Source organism: Acinetobacter chengduensis, from assembly GCF_003664645.1.
Classification (GTDB): Bacteria; Pseudomonadota; Gammaproteobacteria; order Pseudomonadales; family Moraxellaceae; genus Acinetobacter; species Acinetobacter chengduensis.
In genome coordinates, this window is record NZ_RCHC01000001.1 from 274,861 (window position 1) to 294,114 (window position 19,254).

At 40.5% G+C, this 19,254-nt stretch carries 17 protein-coding genes; 9 read left to right on the plus strand and 8 right to left on the minus strand.

What is annotated here, in order from left to right; all coding sequences use genetic code 11:
• Nucleotides 1-407: 407 nt before the first annotated feature.
• The 4 genes from D9K81_RS01330 to tusA all read right to left on the minus strand — a co-directional run bounded on the left by D9K81_RS01330 (nucleotide 408) and on the right by tusA (nucleotide 5,249).
• On the minus strand, nucleotides 408-854 hold the full coding sequence (locus D9K81_RS01330; RefSeq protein ID WP_120374633.1) for a hypothetical protein: 447 nt from the start codon (nucleotides 852-854) through the stop codon (nucleotides 408-410).
• A gap of 14 nt (nucleotides 855-868) precedes the next feature.
• Nucleotides 869-1,858: an alpha/beta hydrolase family protein gene (locus tag D9K81_RS01335; protein ID WP_227601992.1), complete on the minus strand. Its 990-nt coding sequence runs from the start codon at nucleotides 1,856-1,858 to the stop codon at nucleotides 869-871.
• Nucleotides 1,855-4,644, minus strand: a complete 2,790-nt coding sequence (locus D9K81_RS01340) for a type VI secretion system Vgr family protein (RefSeq protein WP_120374632.1) — start codon at nucleotides 4,642-4,644, stop codon at nucleotides 1,855-1,857. The genes D9K81_RS01335 and D9K81_RS01340 overlap by 4 nt, the downstream gene beginning before the upstream one ends.
• Nucleotides 4,645-4,991: 347 nt before the next feature.
• A complete protein-coding gene (gene tusA / locus D9K81_RS01345) occupies nucleotides 4,992-5,249 on the minus strand; it encodes a sulfurtransferase TusA (RefSeq protein WP_120374631.1) in 258 nt (85 codons plus the stop codon).
• A 267-nt stretch (nucleotides 5,250-5,516) separates the two neighbouring features.
• Here tusA and D9K81_RS01350 point away from each other — a divergent pair, with 267 nt between their 5' ends.
• Together D9K81_RS01350 and lnt are read left to right on the plus strand one after the other, a co-directional pair.
• Nucleotides 5,517-6,356, plus strand: coding sequence for an HlyC/CorC family transporter (locus D9K81_RS01350; RefSeq protein ID WP_120374630.1), 840 nt, complete (start codon nucleotides 5,517-5,519; stop codon nucleotides 6,354-6,356).
• Entirely contained in the window at nucleotides 6,353-7,912 is a 1,560-nt protein-coding gene (lnt, locus tag D9K81_RS01355) for an apolipoprotein N-acyltransferase (RefSeq protein ID WP_120374629.1), read from the plus strand. Before D9K81_RS01350 ends, lnt begins: the two co-directional genes overlap by 4 nt.
• A 56-nt stretch (nucleotides 7,913-7,968) precedes the next feature.
• Here the strand turns inward: lnt and D9K81_RS01360 are convergent, their stop codons facing one another.
• From D9K81_RS01360 to gspF, 4 genes are all read right to left on the minus strand, one after another.
• Complete coding sequence (locus tag D9K81_RS01360; RefSeq protein WP_120374702.1) at nucleotides 7,969-8,307, minus strand: tRNA-binding protein; 339 nt, start codon at nucleotides 8,305-8,307, stop codon at nucleotides 7,969-7,971.
• 207 nt (nucleotides 8,308-8,514) lie between these two features.
• The gene (locus D9K81_RS01365) at nucleotides 8,515-8,850 is read right to left on the minus strand and encodes a hypothetical protein (RefSeq protein WP_120374628.1); all 336 of its coding nucleotides are present in this window, start codon (nucleotides 8,848-8,850) and stop codon (nucleotides 8,515-8,517) included.
• Between the two features lie 282 nt (nucleotides 8,851-9,132).
• A complete protein-coding gene (gene gspG / locus D9K81_RS01370) occupies nucleotides 9,133-9,570 on the minus strand; it encodes a type II secretion system major pseudopilin GspG (RefSeq protein WP_120374627.1) in 438 nt (145 codons plus the stop codon).
• Nucleotides 9,571-9,607: 37 nt separating this feature from the next.
• Nucleotides 9,608-10,813, minus strand: coding sequence for a type II secretion system inner membrane protein GspF (gene gspF / locus D9K81_RS01375; protein ID WP_120374626.1), 1,206 nt, complete (start codon nucleotides 10,811-10,813; stop codon nucleotides 9,608-9,610).
• 152 nt (nucleotides 10,814-10,965) lie between these two features.
• On the opposite strand from gspF, the gene D9K81_RS01380 reads away from it, so the two are divergent.
• The 7 genes from D9K81_RS01380 (at nucleotide 10,966) to D9K81_RS01410 (ending at nucleotide 19,254) form a co-directional block, all read left to right on the plus strand.
• Nucleotides 10,966-13,188, plus strand: a complete 2,223-nt coding sequence (locus D9K81_RS01380; protein WP_120374625.1) for a primosomal protein N' — start codon at nucleotides 10,966-10,968, stop codon at nucleotides 13,186-13,188.
• Between the two features lie 60 nt (nucleotides 13,189-13,248).
• Nucleotides 13,249-15,102: a monovalent cation:proton antiporter-2 (CPA2) family protein gene (locus D9K81_RS01385; RefSeq protein ID WP_120374624.1), complete on the plus strand. Its 1,854-nt coding sequence runs from the start codon at nucleotides 13,249-13,251 to the stop codon at nucleotides 15,100-15,102.
• Nucleotides 15,103-15,152: 50 nt separating this feature from the next.
• Complete coding sequence (hslO, locus tag D9K81_RS01390; protein WP_120374623.1) at nucleotides 15,153-16,028, plus strand: Hsp33 family molecular chaperone HslO; 876 nt, start codon at nucleotides 15,153-15,155, stop codon at nucleotides 16,026-16,028.
• Between the two features lie 265 nt (nucleotides 16,029-16,293).
• The gene (locus D9K81_RS01395; RefSeq protein ID WP_120374622.1) at nucleotides 16,294-16,749 is read left to right on the plus strand and encodes a DUF2147 domain-containing protein; all 456 of its coding nucleotides are present in this window, start codon (nucleotides 16,294-16,296) and stop codon (nucleotides 16,747-16,749) included.
• A 342-nt stretch (nucleotides 16,750-17,091) separates the two neighbouring features.
• Nucleotides 17,092-17,511, plus strand: coding sequence for a DUF2147 domain-containing protein (locus D9K81_RS01400; protein WP_228199829.1), 420 nt, complete (start codon nucleotides 17,092-17,094; stop codon nucleotides 17,509-17,511).
• A 179-nt stretch (nucleotides 17,512-17,690) separates the two neighbouring features.
• Nucleotides 17,691-18,149, plus strand: coding sequence for a DUF2147 domain-containing protein (locus D9K81_RS01405; protein WP_120374620.1), 459 nt, complete (start codon nucleotides 17,691-17,693; stop codon nucleotides 18,147-18,149).
• Nucleotides 18,150-18,294: 145 nt separating this feature from the next.
• Complete coding sequence (locus D9K81_RS01410) at nucleotides 18,295-19,254, plus strand: J domain-containing protein (RefSeq protein ID WP_120374619.1); 960 nt, start codon at nucleotides 18,295-18,297, stop codon at nucleotides 19,252-19,254.

The following is a 19,254-nucleotide window of genomic DNA, read 5'->3' on the forward strand; positions in this document are numbered from 1 at the left end:
TCTCAGACTTCAATTGCATACCAAGCACCAATACCAGTACTTCTTCCTATTAAGTCATTGTCTTGCATCCAGCGTACAAAAGCTTCTAAATGATTTAGATCACCATTAAAAGGAGTGCCCACACCTGAGACATAAATTGCATGACTTAAGCCATTTTCAAGTTTATTTAACTCTATTTCATACTAGCTATAAGCATTTACATTACGCCATAAAACGCGCTGGATTCGCTCATTTTAATTTTTTTCATCATTTTTAATTATTACCTGCACCATCAAAATAGACCGACAAATTCACTACATTCTCACAGCTTTGCTTTTAGAAGACTAATTAGACACATCTTGATTATTTTTATAAATCGTTAAAGAAACAACCTAATCTTTATAATTTATTCATATTTAAATATATCTTTATAAAGAATTATTAATCAATAAATTTATTTTAAATTTTTCAGATTTTTTCAAAAACCAACTCATTGAACCAGTAAATCTTTGGCATGTATAAATACTACCATATTCAAACAGATCATAATGAATATTTTTCTCTAAAAAAACATTATAACTATATAAGTTTTCATTAATAATATTAACAGTATCAATCACACCTGTTATTGATTTTTTTTCAGCGTCAGGAAACAAGTTACTTTTCTCATCTACCAATTTAGATGGTTCACAATAAATATAACTGCCCACTTCACTTCCTTTTTTTTCACGATAATTAACATTTGATAAAAAAACCATTCCAACATTTTGATTATCATCAATCATTATTTTTTTAACCAAAATTCCATCATTTCTTGAATAAACACAAGCATTAATAAAAAAAACACACGGAATAATAAAAAATTTATAATTCATACTTAAAATCCAATCTAATTAACAAATTCTTTCAAAGAGTCCATTAATAAATCTAATCCTGTTTTATTTACAGTCACCTTAGATCCACAGATCAATTCAGCATCGACGTGACTTGCTTTAGAATAGACGTTATAAGTTGGTTTCTGATCCCTTGGATTCCATTGCCCTCCCAAATCAGCCACAATATCACTAAAATTCCAGTCTTTAGGGTCACAATAAAAATTAATCCAACTATCAGCACTACCTTTTGGATAATCCCAATATATATCTGAAATAGCTTTCACATTATATAAAGTCCCAACAGGATCAAGCGTTATTAACATTTTTACGTGATAACCTTTTTTAGTAAGAATATCTGATAAATGAGCAGCATTCCAACCACCTAGACTATGACCTATTAAATATATGAGTATATTTTTATTTGGAATTTTATCTAATACATTTGTTTTTAAATTTTTCTCTTTAAAAACCTCATAATATCCTAAATAGGTAGTTGCTCTATCATCAACAATCAAACGTTGTTGTTCTACAGATAAGTCTTTTATTTTTCTTTTTAAGTAATCTTTCCTTACATACATGACATTTTCATTTGGCCCAACAAGAGCATAAGGTCGTTTATCACCAGCTCCACCTATAAAAAATATTATTGCTTTTGGTATAGGCTTAGAAGGCACCTTAATCTCTTTTTTATTAGAAAAGTCTGGATTCTGTGATGCCGTTGAACTGGGTAGTTTTTGGCACGATTGATCAAATGAGCCATCCTTCAAGGCTATAATTTTTAGGTATACTTTTTTATTGGGGCCATAATTAACCTCACAACTTATTTGCTCGTCCTTATTGCATTCATAAATTTTAGTAATTCCATAAGCACCATTATTTTTTACTTCAAAATTTTGAGGAGCTTTATCTAACCAACCCCTTTTAACGCTAAACATCCTATATTGAATATGCGACCAAAGCATTGGACTATCAACTAATAGTTTTAATCGTGCTGTAAATATCATTCGCTTTCCTCAATAACTCTTTCTTCTACATCTAATCGAGGATCATCTATAATTATAGAATACTCTTTTGGTTCATTTGATGGAGGGGTCTTAATATATCCATCTTCAGATAGTTTCCCAGTTGTAATAGTCCCATCAGATCCATATAAAACATAACCTGTGCCCGCTGGTAATTGATTTCCTGCTTTATCTGTGGCGAAAAAATTCAGATAGTTCAAACCTAGTAATGGAATTTCTTTCATTTTAGTATCAACTTTTGCACCAGCCACAAACGTATGCTGCCCTGCCTTCACCTCAAACTTTCCAGCAGTCGTTGGTAGCACCCCTACACTACTAATTTCAATTTGACTACCACCTGCAGTCAGCACTATTTTCTTACTGGCTTTAATTTCAACGCTATCTTCCGTCGAAATAATTTGAATGCCTTTTCGTGCAATTAAATCTGCCCCATCACCTTGCGCCTGAATTTCAACTTTGCCTTTGCCTGCATAGGCGCGTAATCCTTCTTGTGCCGCAAATAAGCTAATTTTGCTTTGCGCATGGGCAATCAATGAGTTTTGGCTACTCAGATTAATGCTATCACCTGCACTATGACTGATCTGCCCATCTGCAGAAAGGTGAACATCTTCATTACTACTTATAGCGATGGAATTAGGTGCAGATAAAATCATTAATGCTTGTTTAAAGGCATCAGCTTTTTCCTTACTCCCCTTTTCTATCTGTTCTAGGAAGTTTTTTAAGTTGTCTAGGACTTCAAGTGGATCGGTTTGTTGATTCTTCGCGACTTCACTTAATGCTTTACTACTGTTTAAGTTCGCTTCGATTTGTTGTTTCGCGGGTTGTGTATCAAGATGCATTGCCACTGCTTGTTGTTGCGAGTGAGTGGTGAGCAATAACCCTTGTCCAGCTCTTACAGCGCCCCATTGATCTGTACGTAGTTCAAAACCTTCGCCTCGGCCTTCACTTTCTGCAGTTTCTTTGGGATGACTCAGATTCCCGAGATTGAGCTGAGTCGCGCCATGGGTGCTTTGCAATTGGGTTGCAATCTGCCCAGTGGTATCATCAAAGCGCAATTGTCCAAAGCCTTGGCCTTGAACTTCTTTGCTTTTAATCCCTGCCAGTTTTTTGGTATCGGGCAGTTTGCCTTGATTATCGAATTGAGTTGGGCTACGCTGCGCCTCATGTATGCGCCCTACCACAAATGGTCGGTCGATATTACCATCAAAGAAATCGATGACTACGATCTCACCAATACGCGGTAAGAAGCGTGCACCATAGCCTTCACCTGCCCATGGGGTCAGTACATCCACCCATGCAGAGTCTGTATCGTTATCATTACTGCCTGCACCACCATCATGACTGTGGTCATCACCGCGGGTAAATAAGAAACGAACTTTGATTCGCCCCCATGCATCAACATGAATTTCTTCACCACTGGGCCCAACCACTTTTGCACGCTGTGGATGGGTATTTGGTCGATGTTCCAATGGGTTGTATACAGGCACAATCGTAATATTGCGACGTTGTAAGATCAGCTGATTGGCTTGACGTTCTGCCTGTTTATGGATGGGTTTAATATTCCATTGGCTTTGTTCAATCAGTTGGCTGACTTGTTCTGCTAAATCTTTGGGTAAGTTGTTTTGGTTATAAAATTTCTTTTCTATAATCAGGAATTGTTTGTCAGCACCGCTGTGTTGATCTATTTCAGGGTGTTCATTCAGCTCAAACCAATAGCCCACTTGTGTATCACGTACAGTCGATTGCGCAGTAAATTTTTTGGACTGTAGCTCATGATATTGCGTTAAGTTTTGGTTGAGTTTTTCAATTTGTTGGTTAGATGCTTCAGTGGCTTGGTCTTCACCTTTTAAGTCTTTTACCCATGCCGGACTCACATGCCAAGCTTGTTCTAAGCTGAGGCTTGCATTGTCTTGATTTTGGCTGTGTTGATGTTTGCTTTGCACTGAACCTGCGCCTTCTTCTTGGCTAAGGCTATCCGCTTGCCAACGCTGTACATGCACTGCAGTCGGCTGCAGACTACGATCACCCATAAAACTGGTGATACTGTCTTGTTTTTCTGTGGCACTGGAGCGATGAAAGCGAATATTACGCCGAGTCAATGCTCGATATTGGTTGTTATCATCAATTAAACGGAATTTTTGTTTTTCAATAGCTACTGAGGAATGGGGTACCCTCAGCTGTGTTTCATCAATCAGCCAGTTGATTCCTTCACTACGCCAAAGTCGGGTTAAAAAGTCATAGTCAGTTTCATTCGACTGCATGATGAAAGGTCGAACATCATAGCTTTGGCTCAAACCGCTTAAGTCTAAACTGAGGCTTGATGCAAATAATGAACTTTTAGTTTGCCATTCCTTAAAAAGAATTTCACTCACCTCAAGCACTGATTTGTTCATAAACACACGGCTATTTCGGCGTTTATGCCACAGCGACGTTGCATCTTCTAAAGTGAGTTTATATAAGGTAAGTGATCCATCGCTCTGCCCTTGGCTAGCTTCTGTAATGATGCCTGTTATACGAAATAGTTCACCCTGATCTGTAACCTGATCGACAGCCACTTGTGCGCCAATCAGTTGTTTGAGCGGAATCAAAGCATGAGTTGATAGGCAAATGAGCGTGGCATGTAAACCTTGGTTTAAGGCATGCTCACCATCAATGCGTTGTAAAAATACTTGTGTATTTAGAGCTGGATTAGAAAACTGGATATGCAATGCACGTTTTTGTGGGCTCAACCCGAGTTTTTCTAATACAACAAAGATATTGCTCAACATAATTATTATCTATAATTTAGGTTTATTATTAAATTAATTTAAATACTTAAGATCATCCGTCATCTTTAAAAATGAATGACTCTTTCAGACCTATCAAAATATTACGATTTTAAATCGCATGAAATTTTGGCTAATATTAAACCAAAACTACAAAATTTTAAATCACCTCAAACATATCTCAATAAAAGAGTAGTCGGTTCTGATCATTTTATTATTGTTATACATTCTTCATTCATTAACCCAACAGGCTGGCCTTTTCAGACCAAACCCGTTAGTACACATATAAAAACCGAAGCTTATCTTTTATTTCATATCAATTGAGTCACGCTTTGTACGCAACAGACTACTTAGCCTTTACGCACCAAGTAATGAAATTCTTTATTGCCATTTTCATCTAAGCTCTCTTCTTGTAGCACCAGCTCATGACCTAAATGCATACAAAATTTTGGGATATCCCATGAGGTTGAGTTATCCGTTGCAAATACTTCAACAATATCACCTGACTTCGACTTACGAATGGCTTGATGCAACATCATGACAGGCTCAGGACAACGCAGTCCACGCGTGTTCAATTGAAGGCTTGGTGTGATAGTAGAATCAGACATTGCAAAACTCAGATGAAGAAAACCTGCCTAGTTTAGCATAGCCCAGTTTATTCCTACATTGTCTCGCCTCAATGCTACATTGAGCGATTAACCTTATTTTGCATTTGGCTTTCTTTTATTCGCTCGCTTTACGCGACGCAATGCTCATCTTTTAAATAATTTGATCTGAACATTCTAAAATCGCATAGCAATATGCATAGACAACTGTATTTTCTACGGTATGATAAAATCAATTTTTTTAGATATTCAGCGTCTTCAGGAAAGATCATGCACGAGGAATCAGGCCCGTCGTGGGGCATGCGCGGCTTACGAAAATGGTTAGGCACAGCGCCAGAAACCCGCGACGAACTGTTAAAATTAGTACAAGATTCACGTCGTTTTTTAGAACCCGATACTGTTGCAATGCTTGAAGGCGTACTTGACCTTCCTGCAACAAAAATTCGCGAAGTTATGACCCCGCGAACTGCCATGATTAGTCTACAAGAAGATGATGAGCTTCTTGATATCCTACATGTGCTTATAGAATCTGCGCATTCACGTTTTCCAGTTTTCTCTGCGGACCAACCTGACAATGTCGTGGGTATCTTGTTGGCCAAAGATTTATTGCCTTTTTTAACTGAGCCTACCGCTAAGGTCGATATTCGTGCCTTAATGCGTCAGCCATTATTTGTGCCTGAAAGTGCGCGTTCCGACCAAGTCATGCGCATGTTGAAAAACACCCAAACGCACATTGCGATTGTCATTGATGAATACGGTACAACTTCAGGTATCGTGACTTTAGAAGACATCTTGGAAGAGATTGTTGGTGAAATTGAAGACGAACACGATAAAGTCGATGAGGAAGCCGAGTTTATCGTGCCAGATGCAGACCCAAATACTGCAAATACTTGGCTCGTTCAAGCACTTACACCAATCGAACACTTTAACAATGTTTTAGATGCAGACTTTTCAGATGATGAAGTAGAAACTGTTGGTGGCTTATTGCTACAAGAAATCGGTTTAGTAAGCGATTTACAAGGACAGACTGTAGACCTTGAAAATTGGGAATTTACGATTTTGGAAGCAGATGCCCGCACTATTCATCTGATTCGAGCTGTTCGTAAATGAGAACCTTCTTTGACAAGCTGTTAAACCCCACAGAACAACAAAAACAGCTGCCTTTAATTTTACCTATGCTCATCGCCCTATTTTCAGGGGCGATTTTTAGCCTAGCTCTTGCACCTTACCATTACTGGTGGCTGGCAATCCTATCTCCAGCGCTCTTGTATGCCAGCCTACGCAAACGCAGTGCTAAGCATGCATTTTTCATTGGTTTGGCCTATGGTTTTGGCCTGTGGTTTGTTGGAGCATTTTGGCTCTATACGTCTATACATGTGTACGGCGACACTAATGCCGTACTGAGCGTACTGATGATTGCTGTCATGGCAATTGTCATGGGCTTATTTACCGCAGTACAAACATGGCTATATCGTCGTTTTTTCCCAGAAACACCCCTCACCTTTGCGCCACTTTGGGTACTGTTTGAATGGGCTAAAACTTGGGTATTTACGGGCTTTCCTTGGCTGTTTGCGGGTTATGCGTTTACTGAGCGCTACCTAGACAGCTATGCACCGCTTTTTGGTGTATTTGGCGTGTCGTTTGTAGTTATAGTGCTGGCTTGTGCTGTAGTAGAAATCCTCAATAGACGTATTTTTTGGCTAGTGCCTTCGGCTATTTTCTTGCTTGGTGCTTGGGGAGCCTCACAGCTCAGTTTTGTTCAACCCAAAGCTGAAAAACCTCTTTCTGTATCTTTGGTTCAAGGCAATATTCCACAAGATTTAAAATGGCTGACTGAATATCAAGTCAAAACACTGATGATCTACGCACAGCTCAGCCGTACTGAGTGGGGACGCGATTTAATTGTTTGGCCTGAATCTTCTATTCCGATGTTCCAAACCGACATCGAACCTTTTTTAGATGCCATGAAAGCACAGGCAGAAAAAACAGGGACATCGTGGGTGACAGGGATTCCTTATTGGGATTTAAAAGCATCAGAAGTTGAACAGCACCCGATGTACTACAACAGCATTATGGCTACAGGCGATGATGCTTCAGGCATGTACAAAAAACAGCGTCTGGTTCCTTTTGGTGAATATATTCCATTATCAGGCCTACTCAGCTGGGTACTGCCTGCTATGCAAAATGATCCATCTATGAGTGGTTTCTCTCGTGGTGCCAGTGATCAAAAGCCTTTAAATATTAAGAATCATCATTTAGGGGCGGCTATTTGCTACGAAGTGGCTTATCCAAATCTGACTCGTCGCAATGCATCACAAAGTGATTTCTTAGTGACTGTATCAAATGATGCGTGGTTTACAGGTACTGCTGGCCCATTACAACATCTACAAATGGTACAAATGCGCGCTAAAGAAAACGGCCGTTGGTTTATCCGTGCAACCAATACTGGCGTCACCGCTTTTATTGACCACAATGGACATATTGTGAAACAAGCACCGATGGATCAAGAAGCTGTTTTACGTGGGGATTTACCTGCTATGCAAGGTCAAACCTTATATACCCGCTTAAGCGATTGGCCAATTTTAGGCTTCTGTGTGTTCTTGCTTATTTTGGGCTGGATGTACCGTCCACGCACTGTAAATGTAAGCTTTAAATCACGTCGCTAGTTTTGATCTAGTGAAACCAATGAACCGAGCCTAAGCTCGGTTTTTTAATGCGAGTCTTAAAGTAATCGAGTGCCCAAGGGAACTTCAGCATCAGGTACACATAAAGCCACATGTCCATCCGCATTATGAAAACCCGTCACCAAGCACTCGGACTGAATCGGGCCAATTTGTTTCTTGGGAAAATTTACCACTGCGAGCACCAACTTTCCAACTAAGCCTTCAGGCAAATATAACTGCGTAATTTGTGCACTGGATTTTTTAATACCCAACTCAGCACCAAAATCGATATGTAAAATATAAGCAGGTTTACGGGCTTGCTGAAAGACTTCCGCCTGAATTACCTTCCCCACTCGTAGCTCGACTTTCATAAAGTCTGACCATTCTATTTGTTGCATCTCAGATGATGACATGTTTAGCTTCCTGCAATTTTATATGCTGTGATTAGAATTCATTTCCACCACTGTACGTAAATCAACACTCAAACATATAACTAGAAGCTGACAATCTATCCATTAATCATGACAAATTTAAGCAAAACCAAAGTAGTGGTATAAAAAAACCGAGTTGATACACTCGGTTTAAATCATCGGATTTTGGTTTGTTTAGAACTGTACCGCCAAATAAGACAACATGCCTGCCAAAGAAAGCATGGGCACATAACGATAAAGATTCACCACAGCTTTTTCAAAAACATTGCTGTGTTCTTGTTTGAGCTTTGCAACTGTTGCTTGTAAAGCTGACCAAAAACTCAAGGCCAACATCGAGCTCATCAGGCTAATTGCAAAGAAGCCCACCATAATTTGGCTACTGCCTTCGGTATTTAGCCACAAATGCATAATTCCTTGGCTCACAGGCAATAAGCTTAAAATCAGAAGCACAGATTTCAGCATCGCCCAATGAAATTGGTTAATTTCATCCGTAAGTATTAATGCTTTCATACTGCTCTCCTCTGACTTTCATTCTGCCTATGGAGTTATTATGCAAGCTTTAAATTAAAATAAAAGCCTATATTCATTCATATTTTACGATTATTGTAATCAATAAACTTGGGAATAATTCTTATTATAAATATCAAATAAAAAATATTATTTAACTTATTTTATTTCAATTACTTATATTAATTAATATAACTAAGAATAATTATCGCTTCAGCCAGTATTGAAATAGCCAATGACATGAAGCGATATATTCAATCACCATTAATTTATAATGATTCTCAATTAGTGCTGATAATAAATATCTGCATCATTTCCTTCACCACCAGACTGGCCATCTGCACCAAATGAGTACAAATCAAAAGGGCGTCCTTCTGTGCCTGGCGCAACATATTGTACGTCATTGTCCCAGCTGTCTTTTGGATAGCCACCTTTCACATAGCCTCCTTGTAGCCAGTTTTTTGCAGACTCAGGTTTAGTGACTAGAGCACCCAAACCACCATCTTGCATCGATGGATATTTACCATTGTCCATTTTGTACTGATCTAAAGCACCCGCTACACTTTTGAGTGTGATTTGTGTGGTGTCTACTTTGGCTTTTTCGCCACGTCCCATTACATTAGGTACAATTAAAGCCGCCAATACACCTAAAATCACAATAACAACCATCACTTCAATGAGGGTAAAGCCCGATTGTTTTGTCTTTAATCCTTTGCCTTGCATGTTATTACTCTCGTTTATCTCTTTGGGTTCAACAGGGTTAAATCATATTATTCATATTTACTATCGGTAGCATGACAGCAATCACAATGACCAACACAATACTCGCCATGACCACCAACATGAGTGGCTCTAATAAAGCCAATAATGTTGAAATTAAGGTAGTCACTTCACGATCTTGCATCACAGAAGCCCGCTCCAACATACGGTCTAATTCGCCTGAAGATTCACCACTTCGGATCATTTGTACCATCATTGGTGGGAAATAACCACTGCGCTCCAGTTGTGTTGCTAAGTTGCCACCTTCAGTGACTTTTTCAGCAGCGCTATTAACTGAATCACGGATCACCCAATTATTACTAACGGCTGCACCAATTTTGAGTGCGTCCACCAAAGGCACACCTGATTTGGTCAAAATAGACAATGTACTGGCAAAACGCGCCGCATTAATTCCTTTAGACAGCTTGCCAAATAAAGGCATTTTTAAAGTAAAGCGGTCAAAGGCATAATGCCCCGCCGTGGTTTTTAAAAAGCGGATGAGCAACATGATTCCCACCGTTGCACCCACCAACAAAAATGGCCAAGCCACACGAATAAAATCACTAGCCTTCATTAAAGCAACGGTAATCCAAGGTAATGCAGCTTTATCTTGATCGAAGGTTTTTACAATGTCAGGTACAACATAAGTCATAAGCCCCATCACAATCGCAAAGGACATCAACATTAAAATAATCGGATAGATCATGGCGCCTTGAATCTTTTTTTGCATAGCAAAACGATTTTCAGTGTAATCCGCCAATTGATCTAAAATTAAATCTAAATGCCCCGAACGCTCACCTGCAGCAATAGTAGCAATATAAAGTTCAGGGAAACGCCCCGACTGTTGTAAGGCTTGCGCTAAAGAATGCCCTTCCAACACTTTTGAACGCACAGACATTAAGAGACTTTGTACGTGTGCTTTTTCACTTTGTTTGCCTACCGCTCGAATCGCCTCTTCTAATGGAATGGCCGCTGCCACCAACACCGCCAACTGCCGAGTCATGAGCGCTAAATCGTATGAGGTAATGCTTTTTTGAAACCAGCGTGGTTGTGCGTGTTTATCTTTTTGCTCAATAGGATCTACAGCCACGGGAATTAATGCTTTATCACGTAGCTGCTGACGAATTTGACGCGCAGAATCGCCTTCAAGCACACCTTTCTGTTGCTTGCCTGACGCATCTATGGCGGTAAACTGATATGCTGGCATTACAATGCTCTAATTTTCCAAAAAACCCTGTGAGCGCAGTTGCGCCCAACCCTCAAAATCATTCATATTCTTAGATATAAATTGTTTGATCACTCTAACACAACTGTTCTTACAGCACGACGAAATTTAATCAGGACCTAACTGCCTTTTTTATGCAAGTTTCAGATCTCACCTCCGCCCCAATTTTTCGTGTACGTGTGGCCGTACCTGTGCACTTATATGATTGTTTTGATTACAGTCTAAGCGCAGAACTTTATCAACGTGCTGAAATTGGCACGCGGGTTGCGGTCTCATTTGGCCGACAAAATCTAGTCGGGGTGATTATGGAAAAGTTGCCTCCCGATGCTCCGCTCAATCCAGACATCAAGCTCAAAGCGATTACAGAATTGCTCGATGACCGTGCAATTTTGAATACCCGTAGCTTAAATTTATTAACCTGGGCCGCGCAGTACTATCAGTTTCCGATTGGAGAAGTGGTGCATAGCGCTATACCTACGCTACTGCGTCAAGGCAAACCCTATAACTTATTGGCCCGTACATGGAAACTGTTAGATACCGAAGCCGAAGCTAAACTAAAACGCTCAGAACGCCAACAAGAAGCTTATAAAATATTAAAACTGCATCCTGCGGGTACCTCCGAAAATGTGCTGAATTTAGCGGGCGTAGAAACGGCAACACTTAAAGCTTTAGAGAAAAAAAATATTTGTATCTGTGAGCTAGAAGCACAAGATTTTAGCCCAATGCCAATTCAAATGGCACAAATGCCTCTCACTGCAAATCCAGAACAAAAGCATGCCATCGAGTGTATTCTTAAAGCACGCCAAAAATATCAGGCTTTTTTACTGGACGGGCTCACGGGTAGTGGCAAAACTGAAGTGTATTTGCAAGTCATGCAGGAAGTATTAAAACAAGGCAAGCAAGTGTTGGTGTTGGTCCCCGAGATTGGTCTCACCCCACAAACCATTAGCCGTTTTCAGTCACGCTTTCATTGCAATATTGCTTTATTACATTCTGGGCTTAACGATAGCAAACGCTTACAGGCTTGGCAGGCCGCCGAAACGGGCAAAGCCTCGATTATATTGGGTACACGTTCCGCCATTTTTAGCCCCTTACCCAACTTAGGTTTAATCGTGCTTGATGAAGAACACGATTTATCCTTTAAACAGCAAGAAGGCTTTCGTTACCATGCTCGAGATGTCGCATTGTACCGTGGCTATTTAGAACAATGTCCCGTGGTGCTCGGCTCGGCGACCCCAAGTATTGAAAGCTATGCGTTGGTACAGCACAAAAAAATGCAGTGTTTAGAGCTAAACCAACGTGCGGGTTCAGCACTCATGCCTAAAATTCATATTTTGGATTTGAAAATTGCCAAGAAACAACATGGTATCAGCCAGACTTTACTCGATGAGATGAAAAAACGTCTCGATAAAAATGAACAAGTCTTGGTATTTTTAAACCGCCGTGGCTATGCGCCTGTACTCATTTGTGAAAGCTGTGCATGGCAGGCCAAGTGCCCACATTGCGATGCAAACTTTACGGTGCACCGTACGCCCTATCAACATTTACATTGTCACCACTGTGGCACAATTCACCGCATGCCTGAGCATTGCCCACAGTGTGCACACACAGAACTAAAACCGTTGGGCTTAGGCACAGCCAAAGTTGAAGAACACTTAAATGAACTATTTCCAGATTATGAAGTGATTCGTGTAGACCGAGACTCCACCAGTCGCGTCGGAAGCTGGCAAAAAATCTATGACAAAATTCAGCAAAGCAAAGCATCTATTTTATTGGGCACACAAATGTTGGCCAAGGGTCATCATTTTCCATACGTAACCTTGGTGGCGATTTTAGATATCGACTCAGGCTTATTAAGTGTCGACTTTCGAGCAACAGAACGCACTGCTCAACTGGTAGTGCAAGTTGCTGGGCGTGCTGGGCGCGGTGAGCGCAAAGGTGATGTCTATTTACAAACCTTAAGACCTGATCATCCTTTGTTAAATACCTTGGTCAAAGAAGATTACCGCCAATTTGCCAAACAGACGCTGCAAGAGCGCCAAACTGCGCTGATGCCCCCATTTCGCTATGCCGCGCTGATCCGCTGTGAATCCAAAAATCAGGAACTGAATAAAGAATTTTTACAGCATCATGCAGCCCTGCTACGTCAAAGTGCGGAATTGAATGTAGACATTTGGGGACCGATTCCAGCACCAATGGAACGTAAAGCAGGCCGCTATCAATCACACATGGTGTTATTGTCAGCAGATCGTGCCCGATTACATTTTTATATCCGAAATTGGTGGCAAAATATGTTGCATCAAAAGCCTTCTAGCATGAAATTAACTCTAGATATTGACCCACAAGAACTCAGCTAATTTGATGCCTATACTTCAAAATTACTGCTTGTGTTGAATGGATAAACCGAGGACAGACTTATGTCATTACTGTTGCAAATCACCCTGTTTCTAGGAGCATCTTTGCTTCTGGTGCCTTTACTAAAAAGGCTGGGCATTGCAACTGTACTCGGCTATTTATTCACAGGAATTTTACTGGGGCCGAGTGTATTTAATCTAGCCAGTGACCCAGAAGCCATTCAAGAATTGGCTGAGTTTGGTGTCATTCTCTTAATGTTTATTATTGGCTTAGAGCTACGCCCCCAGCGTTTATGGTCTATGCGCCAATCCATTTTTGGTATGGGCAGCCTACAAGTGGGCTTAACGGGTATGTGTTTAGCACTACTCAGTTTTGTGGCTTTGCAACAAGGCATCGCCGCCAGCTTTGTGATTGGCTTTGCACTGGCCTTGTCGTCTACCGCGTTTGTGTTGCAACTCTTGACCGAAAAACAACAACTCAACACCACTTACGGTCAGCAATCTTTTTCTATTTTACTATTTCAAGACATGGCGGCCATTCCACTACTGGCCATTATTCCAATGCTCGCGGGCACGCAGTCTACACATCATGGTATTGCTTATTTTGCGGCCATTGTGGCGACCTTTAGTGGCTTGTTTTTATTTAGTCGCTATCTGATGCGCCCATTCTTCCGTTTTGTGGCCAAAAGTGGCGCCCACGAACTCATTACCGCAGTAGGACTCTTTATTGTTTTAGCTGTGGTCGGCCTGATGGATGTGTTAGGTATCAGTACTACACTCGGGGCATTTTTAACTGGTGTGCTACTGGCCGACTCCGAATTCCGCCATGAACTTGAGGCGAGTATCGCTCCGTTTAAAGGATTGTTACTCGGCCTATTCTTTATGACTGTAGGAATGACCACGCAGTTATCATTGTTTGTCGATGCACCATGGCTCATTATTGGTGGCGCACTCTGCCTCATGTTGGTCAAAATAATCACCTTGACGGGCGTTGCACGTTATCTCAAAAACTCATGGCAGAACAGCTTAATGCTCGCTACCTGCCTCGCACAAGGTGGCGAATTTGCCTTTGTAGTGCTGAGCGTAGCCCGCAGTGAACAGGTGGTTAGCCAAGCCATCGTAGAACCTGTGGTCTTGATAGTGACACTATCTATGGTGCTCACGCCAATCGCCTACTGGCTCATGAACTCGGTGATTTTGCCTCGCTTTAGCCAAAGCAAAATTGCGCCTGAATATGATGATATTCCAGATCAGCACCATCCTGTGATTATTGCGGGCTTTGGACGCTTTGGCCAAATTATTGCGCGTGTTGCCCATATCCAACATTTATCGTTTACAGCCATCGATAGCAATTTAGATAAAGTCGACTTTGTGCGTAATTATGGTGGCCAACTCTACTACGGCGATGCTACCCAACCTGAAATTTTACGTGCCGCTGGGCTTGAACATGCGCGTGTATTTGTACTGGCCATCGATGATATTGAAGATTCCATGAATGTTGCCCGACATATTCGATTGAATTATCCTAAACTTAAAATGTTAGTCCGTGCACGTGATCGACACCATGTACACTTATTGCGTGATCTAGGTGTAGAGCATATCTGGCGTGAAACCTATTTATCCTCTTTAGGCATGGCTTATCACATGCTCCGCGATGCGGGTATTAATGAAGATGATGCCTATAAAAGTATTGAGCTGTTCCGTGATTATGATGAAACACTCTTAGAACAACAGCAACACATCTATACAGATGAGCAAAAAATCTATGAAACCCATCGTAATGCTCTCGCAGAATTAGAACATTTATTTGCCAGCGATACCCAAATACGCCAACCGCACACAGGGGTCGATTTACAACGTGGTTTACAACGCCAACGAATTGATGTGTCGCGTGATGAAAAGGATGATCTGAAATGACTTGTGTTTTACAATACTGGCACCATTAAAGCAGGGTTATGGAGAATTTTATGCCTGATTTACGTCAACGCTTTTTTATTGAAGACAGCCCTGTGCGTGGTGAAGTCGTTCATCTTGAAGATGCTTTACAAACCATTCTTGCACAACGTGACTATGCGCCTGCAATTAAAATTTTATTGGGTGAAATGCTCAGTGCAACAGCGCTGTTGGCCAGCACTTTAAAAATTAAAGGCCGTATTAGCTTACAAATTCAAGCGGCTGGTACATTTAAATGGGGCATGGCTGAATGTAACCATTTAGGTGAAGTCCGTGCATTGGCCGACTATGAAGAAGATCCACACTTCATAGAAGCTACCGACAGTAGCGTAGTGCTCCAAACTTTGGTTAATCCAGTGTTATTCATTAACATTGAACCTGAATTTGGCGAACGTTATCAAGGGATTGTGCCCCTCGATAAGCCAAACCTCGCGGGTTGTTTAATGCAATATTATGATTTGTCTGCACAAATCCCAACACGTATTGTCTTAGCAAGTAATGAACAACGCTCAGGTGGCTTACTCATTCAGTTATTGCCACGAAACAGCGAAGAAGAGCAAAAACGTGTAGATGAAGACTTGTGGCCTCGTCTGACCATGCTGACTGAAACACTAAAAGCAGATGAGTTAACCAACTTAGAAAGCACTGAAATCTTATATCGTTTATATAACGAAGAAGAAGTGCGTTTACCTGAAGTTGAACTGCTTAAATTTGGTTGCACTTGCTCTAAAGAACGCTGTTCAGATGCACTAAAACAAATTGGTGTGGATGCGGTACGTGAAACACTTGAACATCAAAATCCAATTCAAATGGATTGCCAGTTCTGTAATAGTCACTACCAATTCTCTGCCGAAGAAGCATTGGGTTTATTTGGTGAACATCTCAGCTAAATCCTGCCTCATCTAAAAGCGCCCTTCAGGGCGCTTTTTTTATGTTAAAGCCTATACTTTAAATGCAAAAATAGACTCATGCCATGCACCCAAACATTACAAATTTTATAACACTTAAAGCTTAGAAATCGCTCGAAAAAAGCCGATAAACTGCTCTTGTTATTTGCATTTGTTCTTGTAAAATTTGCGCACACTGAAGGTACAAATATAATTTCAACCTTCTTTGAATAATTAAAATGATGCTAATAAATAATGGATAATATAGATGAATAAGAAAATTATTTTGGGAGCTTTCGCTCTCTCAATAACCTGCTTTTTTCAAGTGCAGGCTGCAGACCTAGCAGGACGCTGGAAAACCATAGACGATAAAACGGGCTATGCACGTGCAGAAGTTCTCATTAGTAAACTCAAAGATGGTAGCTACACCGGTAAAATTGTCAAAGTGCATGCTATTCCCAACCGCACTGCAATCGACCATTGCGACAAATGTGAAGGCAAGTTAAAAAATGCGCCTTTAATTGGTCTCCCAATTTTCTCAGGCTTCCATCAAGATGATGAAAATAAAAATGAATATATCAATGGTAAAGTCATTGATCCCTTAACAGGTAACGTCTATCAAGGTAAAGGGCAACTCAATGCACGTGGCAATGTACTCACCCTGCGTGGCTATTTAGGCACCACCCTATTAGGACGCACCGTGTCTTGGATTCGCATAGACTAATAACGCTTATAGCAAACCAATCGCATTATTTGTCTGTCGATAGACAAATAATGCCTCAACACCCCACACTAATCACCATTCAGCACACCATAACCTATTCAAAGATCTCAATGTGATTGAGTTTTCACTTTCATATTCAGAGTGCAATAAATTTAATACTTCACGTAAAGTATATCTTTTTCAATCAACTGATTTGTCTAGTATTTATTGCATCACTTAAGCTATATTAAATCCATACTTTTTGTATGCCTATCTTCTTAGGCATATCTTCTCCTTCGTTGTGTGGATGTTCCAATTATGAAAAAGCACCCCTTCACTGCCCTTATTTTAGCATTCAGTTGTATGACAAGCCTCGCTGCATGGGCGGCAACAAGCGACCCATTGGTGGGGACTTGGAAAACCATCGATGACCGTACGGGTTATTCATTGTCAGATGTCATTATTCAAAAAAACAAAAATAATGAATACAGCGCCAAAATTATTAATGTGCGTAGTGTGCCTGGCGCAGAAGCTCTGGCCAACTGTATCAAATGTACGGGTCCACAAAAAAATCAACCTTTAGTCGGTTTAACCACGCTCACGGGCCTAACCATAGACCCACACAATGCTTTTGAATTTAATGGTGGCGAACTGCTCGATCCGAAATCTGGACAACGCTATCAAGCTCGAGCACGCTTAATGAGTAACGGTAAACACTTGATCATTCATAGTAGTATGGAAGGTTCTGCCGTCGGACGAAATATCACTTGGGTTAAAAACTAAATTAAAGCCCCATTCAAAGGGGCTTTTTTATACGACTTTATTCAACATTATTTTAGATATCCATAGCATTTAAATGTAAGAATGTGACATAGATAACAATATATCTATTTGTTTTTTAAAAATTAAATTATTAGAATAACTACTCTAAAAATACATAACACTTTAGATTAGGGATATCTATGGCTGTATATAAAAGCATCTTCACTGCACTCGTTTTTTCTGTCATCAGTAGTCTGAGCTATGCCAATGACGATCCACTGGTAGGTAAATGGAAAACCATTGATGATCGGACTGGATATTCACGTGCTGACGTAGAAATTAAGAAAAAGCCAGATGGTACTTATGAAGGTGTGATTGTAGAAACTCGTAATATTCCAGGTACGGACAAAATGGTAATCTGTAGTAATTGTCCAGGTCATCTAAAAGATAAACCATTTTTAGGCTTACCTTTTATTTGGGGATTTAAAAATGACCCAGATAACCCGCTTTCGTATGTGCAAGGGAAAGTATTAGACCCAATTGGGGGTAAAATTTATAAAGGTAAAGCACGTTTAAATGCCTCAGGCAAACGCCTCACTATTCGTGGTTATGTGGGTGTATCTGTGATCGGCCGAAGTGTGACATGGATTAAATACTAAGCCGAAATATAGCGTGATCAAAGCCTCTTTTTAGAGGCTTTTTTTATTGTCATGATTTGAAACAAACTGCTGCAAATAAACACTGTTTCAGAAATATGAACGTCATACTATTGATTAAAATACAATCAATTTATAAATGACGAGTATGACGACTAAAACCCCAAAAAATTATTATGATGTACTGGGTGTAACACGAGAGGCTTCTGCAGAACAGATTAAAAAAGCCTATCGAAAATTAGCTCGGAAATATCATCCCGATGTCAGCAAAGAGGATGATGCTGAAACGCGTATGCAAGAAGTCAATGTGGCTTATGACACGCTTAGTGATACAGCAAAGAAGCAAGAATATGACTTCCAACTGGATCATCCAAACTTTGCCAATAGCAACTCCAACCATACGCATAGCCATGATTTTAACGATGATGTTTTTCATCATTATCGTAGCTCGCAACAACAATCTGATTTTAGCGGTTTTGAAGATTTATTTGGCCGCTTTGGCTCAGGATTTGGCGGTGGTCGAAATCATCAAAACGATGGTGCAATGCGCTATAAAGGTGAAGACCAACATGCACGAATTGATGTAGAACTTCAGGTGGCCTACGAAGGTAGTACCCAAAAATTAAGTTTACAAATTCCAACTTATAACGCTTATGGTGAGCCTGAAGTTCAACGCAAAACGCTTGAAGTTAAAATTCCTGCTGGACTCAAAGATGGTCAACAAATTCGCCTCAACAAACAAGGCCAACAAGGGATCAATGGTGGCGAAAATGGCGATCTATATATTGAAATTCATTATCCAGCCACACATCGCTACCACGTCGAGGGGGCCAATGTGTTTTGTCATGTTGATATTAGCCCTTGGGAAGCTGCTTTAGGGCAAAACATTGAAGTCAACCTACCCAATGGGCGCAATGTGAATGTGAGCCTACCTAAAAATGCAAAAACAGGCCAACAACTCAGACTCAAAGATCAAGGCATTCCAGCCCAACCTGCTGGGCATTTGTACTTAATCCTCAATATCGTGTTGCCGGTGGCGCAAACCGACCAACAATTACGTGCCTACCAAGATTTTGCTGAAGCATTTCACCAATTTAATCCTCGTTAG

Bases quoted from the DNA above. Each gene is read 5' to 3' on its own strand.
- D9K81_RS01330 (WP_120374633.1), bottom strand. From the start codon at position 854: ATGAATTATAAATTTTTTATTATTCCGTGTGTTTTTTTTATTAATGCT.
- D9K81_RS01335 (WP_227601992.1), bottom strand. From the start codon at position 1,858: ATGATATTTACAGCACGATTAAAACTATTAGTTGATAGTCCAATGCTT.
- D9K81_RS01340 (WP_120374632.1), bottom strand. From the start codon at position 4,644: ATGTTGAGCAATATCTTTGTTGTATTAGAAAAACTCGGGTTGAGCCCA.
- tusA (WP_120374631.1), bottom strand. From the start codon at position 5,249: ATGTCTGATTCTACTATCACACCAAGCCTTCAATTGAACACGCGTGGA.
- D9K81_RS01350 (WP_120374630.1), top strand. From the start codon at position 5,517: ATGCACGAGGAATCAGGCCCGTCGTGGGGCATGCGCGGCTTACGAAAA.
- lnt (WP_120374629.1), top strand. From the start codon at position 6,353: ATGAGAACCTTCTTTGACAAGCTGTTAAACCCCACAGAACAACAAAAA.
- D9K81_RS01360 (WP_120374702.1), bottom strand. From the start codon at position 8,307: ATGCAACAAATAGAATGGTCAGACTTTATGAAAGTCGAGCTACGAGTG.
- D9K81_RS01365 (WP_120374628.1), bottom strand. From the start codon at position 8,850: ATGAAAGCATTAATACTTACGGATGAAATTAACCAATTTCATTGGGCG.
- gspG (WP_120374627.1), bottom strand. From the start codon at position 9,570: ATGCAAGGCAAAGGATTAAAGACAAAACAATCGGGCTTTACCCTCATT.
- gspF (WP_120374626.1), bottom strand. From the start codon at position 10,813: ATGCCAGCATATCAGTTTACCGCCATAGATGCGTCAGGCAAGCAACAG.
- D9K81_RS01380 (WP_120374625.1), top strand. From the start codon at position 10,966: ATGCAAGTTTCAGATCTCACCTCCGCCCCAATTTTTCGTGTACGTGTG.
- D9K81_RS01385 (WP_120374624.1), top strand. From the start codon at position 13,249: ATGTCATTACTGTTGCAAATCACCCTGTTTCTAGGAGCATCTTTGCTT.
- hslO (WP_120374623.1), top strand. From the start codon at position 15,153: ATGCCTGATTTACGTCAACGCTTTTTTATTGAAGACAGCCCTGTGCGT.
- D9K81_RS01395 (WP_120374622.1), top strand. From the start codon at position 16,294: ATGAATAAGAAAATTATTTTGGGAGCTTTCGCTCTCTCAATAACCTGC.
- D9K81_RS01400 (WP_228199829.1), top strand. From the start codon at position 17,092: ATGACAAGCCTCGCTGCATGGGCGGCAACAAGCGACCCATTGGTGGGG.
- D9K81_RS01405 (WP_120374620.1), top strand. From the start codon at position 17,691: ATGGCTGTATATAAAAGCATCTTCACTGCACTCGTTTTTTCTGTCATC.
- D9K81_RS01410 (WP_120374619.1), top strand. From the start codon at position 18,295: ATGACGACTAAAACCCCAAAAAATTATTATGATGTACTGGGTGTAACA.